The sequence below is a fragment of the Kovacikia sp. CALU 1929 genome (genome assembly GCF_056784235.1).
On the sequence record NZ_JBXBCF010000091.1, the window covers coordinates 45,018 to 51,500 of the forward strand.

Genomic DNA, 6,483 nt, shown 5'->3' on the forward strand with positions numbered 1-6,483 from the left:
TGAAGTTTTCGGATAGGCTTTTAGGGGCACCCAATGAGTAGACGATTTTCCCTACCTAGCATCATGCGCTATGGCAGACGAATTTGGATCGCCAAGTGGACAGTAGTACACTAGTATTAATTAATTGGTCGTAGTTTTTGGGCAAGCTGGGGGCAACCATATGCGATATGAAGACGATGGACACGACCACGGTAGTCGAGTTGGGTATCTGTTCAAGAGCCTGGGCTTGATGATGGTCGGTGGAGCGATGGCAGCCGCCATGCTAATTTCGTTTGGGGCATGGCGGATGGGCGATCGCTTCCTCAATGCCCTCAGTAGCGTTCTTAACGCCCCTCCACCCCAACCCAAAGTGAATGTGCAGTCGGTGGTGATTCAGCAGATGCGGGAAGCCAGTGAACTGACGACAGCAGCCTTCACTATGCAAGCCGTGGTGCCCACCAGTCAGGACAACAGCGTCGGTGGGTTTGTGTTTGGCACCACCAAGCTACTGTATATTGCCTACGGTGAAGTCAAGGCAGGGGTTGACCTGAGCCAGTTGACCCAGGAAAACGTCCGGGTTTCGGGAGAAACCATCCAGATCCAGCTACCACCGCCCCGGATTCTGGACAGCAAGATTGATGTCAACCGTTCCAGCGTTTACGACTACGACCGGGGGATGCTGGGTCTGGGACCAGATGTTGCCCCTGACTTGCAACAACTGGCACAACAGGAAGCGCTCACGAAGGTCGTGGAGGCTGCCTGCAAGGATGGGTTGTTGACGAAGGCGAGCGATCGCGCCCAACTGGTGGTTACCCAACTGATGAACACCAGCGGTTATCGGGAAGTGGCGGTGCAGGTTCAGCCACCTGAGGCGGGTGCCTGTGCGGTTGCAGGGAGGAGTGGGAACTCAGAGGTCAGGAGTCAGGAGTCAGAATTTGGGAGTCAGAGTTCGGGAGTCAGGAACGAGGAAGCAGCAAGGACTGGGAATGATAGCGATTTTCAAATGAATGAACCACAGTAGTGGGTGGATGGGTGGTTTATGCCAGGGAAAACGGCTGCAAGTAGGGTTACACGATGCTAACCAGATTAAATTTAGACCCGATTACAACGCTGACCCGGCAACAGTTTTATCAGTTGTGTTTGGCGAATCCGGATGTGCCGATGGAGCGATCGCCGAATGGAAGACTGATTATCATGACCCCTATTGGTGGCGAGGGTGGGAATCAGGAAGCCAATTTAATTACAAAAGTTGGGATCTGGAATGAGCAAACTGGGCTGGGGGTGGTGTTTAGCTCCCAGACGGTGTTTAGTTTGCCCGGTGGGGGCGATCGCTCGCCGGATGTGGCGTGGGTAGCGTTAGACCACTGGCAGAGCCTGAGCCAGGAGGAGCGGGAAGGGTTTCCGCCGCTCTGTCCTGATTTTGTGATTGAGTTGCGCTCTCGCAGCGATCGGCTGGCTCCCTTACAGGAGAAGATGCAGGAGTATGTAGCCTGCGGATTGCGCTTGGGCTGGCTGATCAATCGGCAGAATCAGCAAGTAGAGATTTACCCGGCTGGGCAGTATGTCGAGGTGGTTTCAATGCCCGTTACCCTTTCTGGAGAGGATGTCTTGTCTGGTTTTAGCTTGGAGGTTCGGTAAAGAATAACGCGGTGGGCGACAATCCCAAAGGATGAACTGGAGAAGTTTATTGACCAGTGCATTTCTGACTCAAAGTTTCAGCAGTACCTAGAGATGAAGCAGCCTGGAACTAGCGTAGGGATTTTTGTCGTTGTTGGCTTGGAAGAGATGGGATACGTTTAAGTTGACTGATTTTGCCATGTAAGAACTGCCCTATTTTCTTTACAGGCGACAGTAGCCCTCTGGATTGTGAAAGGTGTGTAAGCGGACGTAAATACTGTTTAATAGGTTCAATTGAGTCTTCTAAACGTTTGTTGAAGGTATCAGATGGGTCGAAGCTATCCGCTAAAGTATAAGCATTTTCAGGATTGGTACTTAACAAAATCTCCTGTACTGCCGCCTTTTCTGCATTACTTGTGTAAGGGCTATGCATTGTCAAGTGATGTTTAATCATAATGGACAGAATAGCCTGAAGTTCTCGCAAACCCTTAAATAGAGAACGTAAATCTTTTTCCCATAAGACTTCTGCTGTGATAAGTTCTGTCTCTAATTCACTAATCTTACTGTCTACATTTTCTATACGTTTCATATAAATAGCATGAATGCGGTCAAATTTTATTTCTTTCAGACTCTTAGAAGCAGTAACAAATTCCTGCTCTATATACTCATATAAACATGGGGATCGTACTGCTTTTAGGGCTTTTTCAGTTAGTAAAGTTAGTACCATGATGCGTCGTGCAAGCTCGTACTCATCCTTGCCACGCATCTGCCGTTTCCAAGTATTTAGACCAGACAACCCAATATACATTGCAACAAAAGCCGCAGCAGTCGTAACAACATCCTTGACCAGTGTGACTACTTGAGAAGCGTCCATCAAACTGCCCGTAAGTGTTTGTTAGTGACTACACAACACATATGGTGATTTCCGGCTCGGACAGGAAAAATTGTCACTCAGGACTTCTTTGGCTTGGGTTGTCTTGGAGGAATAACTGGACTAAGTGCGTCAGCAGCTTTCTTGTACTTGTTCCTCGTACTGGATTTTAATCTCCTTAAAGAACCTATTAGACTCATCTTGCAATTGAAATTCTTGGTCAATCACTTTCTGAGCTTCTTTATGAAGACCATTATAAAACTCCTTATATTGCAAATTTTGTAAATCAACTTCTTCGAGATTACCTTGCTGATCTTTCTTAGTTGCTGTTCGCTCCCCTTTCCTTACTGTAAGTTCCATTCCATCTTGATTAGTAAGGATTAATGCTTCCTGTTCGTTATTAATAATAGATAGACTAGCAGTGTATCTCCTATTCTTATAAGAAAATTTTGTCATAGCTCCTGCCTCTGTAAGCTTTTATGGATAAACCTGATGTAAATACACCCTGACTAGATTCAGAGGATGTCTGAAAAGGGTTACCTCTAACGGAGAAATCAGGGTTTCAGCACCCACAGCTTAACGAGAAAATCGAGGTTTTAACCGTTTAAATCGACTTCTCAGACATCCTCTCAGAGTTGATCTTTACTCATTCCTCTACTAGTTGAATATTACAAGAAGAATTATTAGTTTAATGCTTAGTAAGAATATTAAATATGCTGTTATACGCGAAATTTAGCGTCTTAACATCTTTCATCACTTTTTCGGCATCAATACCACTCATATCTTCCTCAATTAGAGAACATTCAAAACTATGTTTTAACTTTATAAATTCATTCAAAACTTTCTGCCGTGTGTGTTGCATATCATTAGCTAAACCATGTGAATTCTCATCATTTGAGTCCCTAAGATAGCTATTGAATTGCTAAGAAATTTAATATAATTAACTACCTTGGCTGAGGATATAATAAACACTTCTGTCGGAATATCTTGAATAAATTTTGCAGCACTAGAACTTGTTACAGCACCTAGCAATCCTCCACCCCCAACAAGTACTGCAAAACCTCCTGCCATACCAAATCCACCAGCAGCAATAGCACCACCCCCGAAGAAGGCTAAACCAGCAGAAGTTGCAGCAGCACCAGAAAGCCCCATAAGCCCTCCTACAGTAGTTGCAATTGCAGGAGCAGCAAGTCCCGCCGTGAGCAAAGCAACTAATGTTCCACCAATAGTCCATTTAACAATTCGAGACCAATACCCGGTAACACTTTTCACAAATTCATCGGTATTAGCTAGAATTGAACGACCAATTTCTCGTTCAAAACCAAAAATACGACCGATTCTTTCACAATCGTCATAAATATCTACTTCCGTAAGATTGCTTTGATAACCTGCAATACCTGTATAAACTGGGGCAAGAACTGCCTCTTGCAATATCAGAAATCGCTTAAGTTTTAATGAGACATTTCTGCGAAACTCTTCTTCCAAATCACTCCACGTTTTTGTCTGTAAATTGGTAATATTACTACCCGGAATTTCGTTTATTTGCTGCCAAGCTTTATCACGCCAATCCTCAATCCATACTCTCTTATCTCGAATAGCTTGTGCTAGGTCTGAGATACGCTCTGCAAGCATTTCTTGACGAACACCTCTCAAAAAGGCATCTCGATTGTGTTCTAATTTTGTTAAATTCTCGTATTCTGTCTTCAATAACTTCTCTGTGTTCTCAATGTCATGAAACACACGAGCTTCAACAAGTTTTATAAAAATCGCAAAACCCAATCCGTCTATTTGAAATACTTCACTGGATTGCTCTATTGGAACCAGCATATAGCTTAAATCCTTCTTAATCAGGAATAGGAACAGAACACGTTGGACAATACATCTTTCGTTTCTGTGTTGCGATGTACCTGTAGAATTCCCTGATTACATAACTAAACTTAGCTCTAAGCTTAAATTCTCTTGGTAAAGCTATCCTAATCCCTGTTTTCAATGGTTCAGCAGGTTAAACAACAACAATTAACACTTGCTTTACATGAAAAGTCGTAGGGCACAAGCCATACCTGTCATTTCTTAGACTCACAACCGATACCGTCCTTATCTCCGTCAAATCTGTGAGGATCAGGTTGTAGGACTCTAAAATTTTTGTAAGGAATGTCCTTACAATCCAGGTCAGGAGGAGGGGACGGAATACAAACGCTGGGATAGGAGCGATCGCAATTTCTCTGAGCAAACGTAGCTTGTGGGTGAAGGCAAAGAGTAAAGCTAACCGCCAACGCAAAACCTAGCAGAATTCCAGTCATCCATTTCATTAATTAATGCCATCCTGGTCTGAGATCAGAAGCTCTACCCTAAAATGTTCAAGCGTATTCTTAGCGCTCAGGTAGAAATACTGAGCGGTATAGAAAAATTCACAGAACTCTTTATGAAATGGCTAACCGTTGTCCCTTTCTTAAACAAGAATTGGCTGTATCCCTAACTAACTCCTGAACAGCCGACTGTACTGCGTCTCATGCGCCATACTCGCCAGCGTTAGCCCCCAGCCACAGCTACTCAACTCATCATCCGATAAACTCAAAATTTCCTCAGTAGCGCGCTCTAGCTCCAGGTTGAGGCTCAAAATCAGTTTCTGACCAGCCGTTTGTCCTAACGGGATCAGTTTGATCCCCGCACCCACCAGATTCGTCACCCAACTGTGCAAGTAACCCAAAATCGCCGATCGCAGATCAATCTGCCACTCAGCCGCCACCACCCCAAACGCGATCGCAAAATTACACCCTTCCCCTTTTAACAACTCAAACTTCTGTCCATCCATTGCCGTTGGCTGCAAATCTTGAAATAACCGCAGCAGCGATCGCCCCATCTGCCAACTCTGCGATCGCAACTCCTCCGTTTCTCGCGCCGCAGATAACCAGCGATTCCACCCACAAACTGCCTCAAAATCCCCCAACTCCAGCGATCGGTAACTGCGTACCATCACCGCCGCATCCAACCTCGCTGCCCCATAGCGCAATTCCTGAACTAACCACTGCTCCAGACTATCCTGATCCTGAATTTTTCCACCGTAAACCAGAAACTCCAGCCCCTCCGAGTAACTGTAAGCCCCCACCGGCAACCCCGGACTCACCAACTGCAACAACCGTAGCAACACTACCTCAGTACCCTTCCCTCTTCGACTTCACTCAGCACAGGCTTCATCCCTCATCCTTCATCCTTTACGAGTGCCCATGCCCATAAGCCCCAACCTCCGGCTGAAACGGTTGGGTTTCCTCTACAACCTGTAACCCCCGATGCTCCAACATATCCCACAACACCGGATCGGGCGATAGCCGCAAGTAATCGGGCGTAATCTCCAGCGGCACATGACGATTCCCCAAATGATAGGCAGCCTTCAGCAACTCCAACGGCGTATCGGCTGTCACAGTCAGTACAGGTTCCGGTTTAGCAACGACTCGAATCACCTCATCCCCATCCGCTTGCAGCAGATCACCATCTCGTAAAACGGTGCCCCTGGGTAACTGAAGATAGACTGGCTGACCCGTTGTGGTCTCAAAGCGATGGCGCGATCGCGTCCGCTCCTCCGCCGTCAACAACAGGGTTAGACTCGTTGCCACCTCTGAATCATTGACCAACCGCTGCGTCAAGGTGATTACCACAGGCTTAGCCTCAATATCTTCAACAAACTGCATTAGTAAAACTCAGCTTACAGCGGTTTTCAGACGAGTGCCAGACAGTCGATGCCTTTAGATGAATGCGAAACAAACAAAAAGTCACAAAACTGTAACCCTAAATTCTCCGGAGAAGCTTAAATCCCTGACGAATCTATACTCACCTTCTTCAAACCCTAGTAGAGCCTGGCATAAATCTCGCTACCATTCCTGACACCTGACATCTAAGGGACTCGCAAATTAATAAAGTCCCAACGTCATTCCCGCGCAGGCGGGAATCCATCGTGGAGCAGCTTGTCTAGCGGGTACTTTATTTTGGGGCACATCCCTAACACCTAACACCTAACACCT

Annotated in this window: 7 protein-coding genes; 2 read left to right on the forward strand and 5 right to left on the reverse strand. The window is 46.0% G+C overall.

Translation table 11 applies throughout. The features are described 5' to 3' along the window. Positions 1-160: 160 nt before the first annotated feature. Positions 161-1,000, forward strand: a complete 840-nt coding sequence (locus tag AC1S52_RS25640; protein WP_482031884.1) for a DUF4230 domain-containing protein — start codon at positions 161-163, stop codon at positions 998-1,000. Between the two features lie 53 nt (positions 1,001-1,053). Then, positions 1,054-1,617: a Uma2 family endonuclease gene (locus AC1S52_RS25645; protein WP_482031885.1), complete on the forward strand. Its 564-nt coding sequence runs from the start codon at positions 1,054-1,056 to the stop codon at positions 1,615-1,617. A gap of 109 nt (positions 1,618-1,726) precedes the next feature. On the opposite strand, the gene AC1S52_RS25650 is transcribed toward AC1S52_RS25645, so the two are convergent. The 5 genes from AC1S52_RS25650 to ureE all read right to left on the reverse strand — a co-directional run bounded on the left by AC1S52_RS25650 (position 1,727) and on the right by ureE (position 6,153). Then, positions 1,727-2,470, reverse strand: a complete 744-nt coding sequence (locus AC1S52_RS25650) for a hypothetical protein (protein ID WP_482031886.1) — start codon at positions 2,468-2,470, stop codon at positions 1,727-1,729. 129 nt (positions 2,471-2,599) lie between these two features. Continuing rightward, a complete protein-coding gene (locus tag AC1S52_RS25655; RefSeq protein ID WP_482031887.1) occupies positions 2,600-2,923 on the reverse strand; it encodes a hypothetical protein in 324 nt (107 codons plus the stop codon). 414 nt (positions 2,924-3,337) lie between these two features. Then, positions 3,338-4,294 (reverse strand): hypothetical protein, encoded by a 957-nt coding sequence (locus AC1S52_RS25660; protein WP_482031888.1) that lies wholly within the window; start codon positions 4,292-4,294, stop codon positions 3,338-3,340. Between the two features lie 649 nt (positions 4,295-4,943). After that, the gene (locus AC1S52_RS25665) at positions 4,944-5,615 is read right to left on the reverse strand and encodes an urease accessory protein UreF (protein ID WP_482030030.1); all 672 of its coding nucleotides are present in this window, start codon (positions 5,613-5,615) and stop codon (positions 4,944-4,946) included. 64 nt (positions 5,616-5,679) lie between these two features. Continuing rightward, positions 5,680-6,153, reverse strand: a complete 474-nt coding sequence (gene ureE, locus AC1S52_RS25670) for an urease accessory protein UreE (protein ID WP_482030031.1) — start codon at positions 6,151-6,153, stop codon at positions 5,680-5,682. Positions 6,154-6,483: the final 330 nt, after the last annotated feature.

What these genes read in the sequence shown, in the direction of transcription:
- AC1S52_RS25655 (WP_482031887.1), bottom strand. Translation starts at nt 2,923, where the DNA reads ATGACAAAATTTTCTTATAAGAATAGGAGATACACTGCTAGTCTATCT.
- AC1S52_RS25645 (WP_482031885.1), top strand. Translation starts at nt 1,054, where the DNA reads ATGCTAACCAGATTAAATTTAGACCCGATTACAACGCTGACCCGGCAA.
- AC1S52_RS25640 (WP_482031884.1), top strand. Translation starts at nt 161, where the DNA reads ATGCGATATGAAGACGATGGACACGACCACGGTAGTCGAGTTGGGTAT.
- AC1S52_RS25650 (WP_482031886.1), bottom strand. Translation starts at nt 2,470, where the DNA reads ATGGACGCTTCTCAAGTAGTCACACTGGTCAAGGATGTTGTTACGACT.
- ureE (WP_482030031.1), bottom strand. Translation starts at nt 6,153, where the DNA reads ATGCAGTTTGTTGAAGATATTGAGGCTAAGCCTGTGGTAATCACCTTG.
- AC1S52_RS25660 (WP_482031888.1), bottom strand. Translation starts at nt 4,294, where the DNA reads ATGCTGGTTCCAATAGAGCAATCCAGTGAAGTATTTCAAATAGACGGA.